Raw genomic sequence first — 3,247 nt, 5'->3', positions numbered from 1 at the left:
TGGAGGGATTACTTGAGGACATTCTGGATGCGGATGGCTGTCCATGGACACCTCAATTGCTAGTATTACCAATTCCGTATTCACGGTAATACGAACCCACATGTCATGAAATGCTTGGCCTGGCTCCCAGGTTTTCCCACCGGTAGTGAAGGGGTGAAATTTAAAGTCTCGTAGATGGGCTTCTATGTCCCATAAGCCATCCTCTCGGGCATAGCCCTGGAAAGTAATTTCACGAGTATGGAGTGGATTTCTGCTTGCTGGAGTTGAGAGCATGGCGGCAATAAGTAAGAGGCTAAGAGACGGTATGCATCCATCATAACGACTTCATTTTGCGGTCGCAGAGTCAGCCTACTTTGTAGTATTCTCGGCATGACATGGCAAAACCAATTTCTCTCGAAAAAATATTATTTAGCCAAGGATTTGGCACTAGGCGCTATTGCAGCGATTTAGTCTATGCCGAGCTAGTGAAAGTTAATGGTGTTTTGGCGGAAGATCCAGAGCAGCGTATTGCGACTGAGGGTTTGATGCTGAACGTGGAAGGCAAAGATTGGGAGTTTCATGAAAAAGCCTATATCGCTTTTAATAAGCCCCCAAACTATGAGTGCTCTCATAAAACTACGCATCACCCCAGCGTCTACAGTTTGTTACCAAAGCCATTTGTAGAGCGAGGATTACAGTGTGTCGGCCGCTTAGACTTTGATACTACTGGCCTTATTTTGATTTCGGATGACGGCCAGTTTATTCATAAGATGACTACGCCAAAGAAGAATATTGGTAAGGTCTATGAGATTACTACCCCTGAGCCTATTACTCAAAAGCAGATGGATCACTTATTAAGTGGCGTCGTGCTGGATGATGACCCAAAACCCTGTTTTGCGACGGCTTGCAAACAGCTTAGTGAAAATGTTTTGGCTATGACTATAGTTGAGGGCCGCTACCATCAAGTCAAAAGAATGATGGCTGCTGTAGGTAATCATGTTGCTAAGCTGCATCGTACTGAAATCGGGCAATACCGTATGCCTGCCGATTTGAGGGAAGGTGAGTGGCGTTGGCTTTATCCAGAAGATTTACAGAAGCTGTCTAAGAGTGTGGATGCTCCCATTGTCTAAACCTAAACTCCTTGCAAATGATTTTGACTTTGCAAAAGTAGTGCCCGATTGGCAGGTTAATCTGGCTACTCAAGAGCTAGAGCGACTATTTGTATTTCGGGATTTCAAAGCGGCATTTGAGTTTATGACCCTGAGCGCCAATAAGGCGGAGGAGTTGGATCATCATCCAGATTGGTCTAACTCTTGGAACCGAGTATCAGTGCGCTTAAGCACCCATTCGATGAAAGCTTTGACTGAACTCGATATCGCCATGGCAAGTGCCATGGATCGATATGCTTTGCAAGTTCAGGCTTAGTTCCTCTTACTGAACTTCTTCATCCTCTTCATCTTCCGAGCTAATGCTCATGAGAATGGTTGCCAATAGACCATAAACCACTTCAGTGGCGATCATGCCATCTTCATCGAGCTCATCAATCAGGTCGTTTAGACAATCTTCTGTGGGCTCATTTAAGAGTGTCATGGCGCATTCGCACCCATAGTCAAAATCTTCGTCGTTTTGGGTTTGAGTGTCGTTCGTCATAAGAATCCTTTAAGTGATGCTGAAGAATAGCAAATAAACTCTCGCTAGCCCAGCGCTATTATTTCAGTAGGGCTAGAACTTCTTTGAAGGCTGGATTTTGAGCACTCTTTAGCCACTCAAATCCCAACATCTCTCCAGTAATCAGTCTGGCTCCAGCAGTACTCAGTCGATCAAGAGCGATTTGTTTATCGAGTGCTCGGCGTGAGCCAACCCCATCCACTACTATAGATACGTCATAACCCTCATCGATTAATTTCAGTGCGGTTTGCATTAAGCACACATGAGTCTCGCATCCCATCAGAATGCATTGCTGGCGATTGGTCGGAATGGCTGCTGTAAGGCCATCTGCACATGCATTGAAATGCTCTTTGCTGATTGTTTGACTGCAAAAAGACTTTATAGATTCAATATTGCTTCCTAGGCTCTTTGGGCTTTGTTCTGTACCAATGATTGGAATTCCGAGAAGTTGGGCAATTTTCGCGCTACGGATACATTGATTTAGCACCGACTCACCTTGATCAATTGCGGGCATCAGACGCCCCTGTAAATCAATCAGGATGAGGGTAGATGACTCTGCATGAATTTGATGGGATATTTTCATTATTGGGCTCACAGTAGAAGGCTGACGGTTTTAAAGTCGGGATCATCATCAAGATTGGTAACTTGAAAACCCAACTCAGAAACCAGATGCAACATTTTTAAGTTCCTACTCAAGACATATCCAAGCATTTCTTGTAATTGATTTTCTTTTGCATATGCGAATAGGTCAAGCATCAAATGCGTACCTATTCCATGTGCTGCATAGTGATCACTTACGCTAAGCGAGAACTCACAAACGTTTTTATTGGGTGGAGTCACATAACGTGAAATACCAATAATTTCTTCATCACCTTGTTTATTTCGAATGACTGCGACTAGAGCCATTTCTTTTGCGTAGTCCAGTTGCAAAATGTCATCCAGAAAGGCATCTGGAAGCTTAGAGATTGCGTGGGCAAATCTTAAGTAACGACTCTCTGGTGAGAGATGGTTGAATAGCTCAATGATTCGATCCCGGTCATCTGAATGGATGGGGCGAATCAGATAGTGTTCACCACTGTCAAGCATATAAGCCTTGCTGGGAAATGGGATTGCTGTCTTCATAAGCTGGAGGTAGTCGAGACTCGATTCTTCAGGATACCTTTTTAAGCGAGAAGCTACAGCCTTTTGGCTCTAAAATAGAATTCCGCCCTATCTGACATGGCAATCCCTCATGATTTCATTGGCTCAGGCCTTTAATGACCACTCTGCAGTCTTTTTTATATTGGCTGCTATCAGCGTCGTCATTGTGGGCATCTCCAAAAGTGGCTTTGGTGCAGGCTTGGGAGTGCTGTCATTGCCGCTAATGGCAAGTCAGTCCAGCATTCATGAAGCCTTAGCTATCTTATTACCACTGTTAATTGCGATTGATTTGGTGGGCTTGAGGAGATTTTTGAAAAATGCCGATTGGCGAATCTTAAAGTTAGTTCTGCTACCTGCTGCATTTGGCATGTTGTTGGGCTACCTCTTTTTCTCAGTGATTACCCCCAAAATTCTTTCACTCTCAATTGGAATCTTCACCTTATTATTTTTAATTCAGAAC

7 protein-coding genes are annotated in these 3,247 nt (G+C 44.0%); 3 read left to right on the top strand and 4 right to left on the bottom strand.

What is annotated here, in order from left to right; translation table 11 throughout:
* The coding region (locus B7Y67_RS13695) for a DUF2889 domain-containing protein (protein WP_293599129.1) at positions 1-273 on the bottom strand (273 nt) is incomplete at its 3' end.
* Positions 274-374: 101 nt separating this feature from the next.
* Here B7Y67_RS13695 and B7Y67_RS13690 point away from each other — a divergent pair.
* Positions 375-1,109: a pseudouridine synthase gene (locus tag B7Y67_RS13690; RefSeq protein WP_293599128.1), complete on the top strand. Its 735-nt coding sequence runs from the start codon at positions 375-377 to the stop codon at positions 1,107-1,109.
* Complete coding sequence (locus B7Y67_RS13685) at positions 1,102-1,404, top strand: 4a-hydroxytetrahydrobiopterin dehydratase (protein WP_293599127.1); 303 nt, start codon at positions 1,102-1,104, stop codon at positions 1,402-1,404. Before B7Y67_RS13690 ends, B7Y67_RS13685 begins: the two co-directional genes overlap by 8 nt.
* A 6-nt stretch (positions 1,405-1,410) precedes the next feature.
* Here the strand turns inward: B7Y67_RS13685 and B7Y67_RS13680 are convergent, their stop codons facing one another.
* From B7Y67_RS13680 to B7Y67_RS13670, 3 genes are read right to left on the bottom strand one after another with little or no spacing between them, the layout of a single operon-like run.
* Complete coding sequence (locus B7Y67_RS13680; RefSeq protein WP_215387264.1) at positions 1,411-1,629, bottom strand: hypothetical protein; 219 nt, start codon at positions 1,627-1,629, stop codon at positions 1,411-1,413.
* Positions 1,630-1,687: 58 nt separating this feature from the next.
* Complete coding sequence (locus tag B7Y67_RS13675) at positions 1,688-2,230, bottom strand: isochorismatase family protein (protein ID WP_293599126.1); 543 nt, start codon at positions 2,228-2,230, stop codon at positions 1,688-1,690.
* A gap of 8 nt (positions 2,231-2,238) precedes the next feature.
* Positions 2,239-2,769 (bottom strand): GNAT family protein, encoded by a 531-nt coding sequence (locus tag B7Y67_RS13670; protein WP_293599125.1) that lies wholly within the window; start codon positions 2,767-2,769, stop codon positions 2,239-2,241.
* Between the two features lie 109 nt (positions 2,770-2,878).
* On the opposite strand from B7Y67_RS13670, the gene B7Y67_RS13665 reads away from it, so the two are divergent.
* Positions 2,879-3,247, top strand: a 369-nt coding sequence (locus B7Y67_RS13665) for a TSUP family transporter (RefSeq protein ID WP_293599124.1), incomplete at its 3' end; no start/stop codon positions are given.

It is taken from the genome of Polynucleobacter sp. 35-46-11, from assembly GCF_002281105.1.
Note: the sequence above shows the minus strand (reverse complement) of the source record. Positions and strands in the feature narration are given on the sequence as shown.